This is a genomic window from Burkholderia sp. A2 (assembly GCF_001729305.1).
In the GTDB taxonomy this organism is placed as follows: Bacteria; Pseudomonadota; Gammaproteobacteria; order Burkholderiales; family Burkholderiaceae; genus Burkholderia; species Burkholderia sola.
The window spans coordinates 4,305-4,799 of sequence record NZ_LZXX01000157.1; the positions used below are offsets into that span (position 1 = coordinate 4,305).

The window sequence follows — 495 nt, forward strand, 5'->3', positions numbered from 1 at the left end:
CGGCCGGCCGCAGGGTGCAGGAAACAAAAAGTAACCGATCATACGCGCGGAAATCCGCAGGGGACGTAAGCTAGAGTCAGGCGCGCGCCCGGCGGCGACGCGCGGATTCTGCCGGAGTACGAGATGAACCCGATTCCCGCCGCGAGGCCCGCCGTCTTCGCGCTGGCCGCACTGACGCTTGGCGGCTGCTACTACACGAGCCCGTACGGTTATGCACCTTATTACGCGCCGGTGCCCGCCACGGTGACGCAGCGCGAGATCGCGGCCGCACCGACTGCGTCCGCTCCGGCCGCATCGACCGTACCGCAGGCGCAGGTCGACGCCGGCACGGCGGTGCCCGTGTATGTCGCCCCGGCTTATGTGCCGCCGCCGTATCCGTATTACTACCCGGCGTACTACTCCGGCTGGTACGGGCCGCCCGTGACGATCGGCTTCTGGGGCCGCTGGGGCGGCGGATACTGGGGCGGGCGCGGCGGGTACTGGCATCGTCCGTGG

At 69.7% G+C, this 495-nt stretch carries 1 protein-coding gene; it reads left to right on the plus strand.

Annotation, left to right across the window (positions count from 1 at the left end; genetic code table 11):
- Positions 1 to 123 precede the first annotated feature (123 nt).
- On the plus strand, positions 124 to 495 hold a 372-nt coding region (locus tag A9Z05_RS33340; protein WP_069621797.1), incomplete at its 3' end, for a hypothetical protein.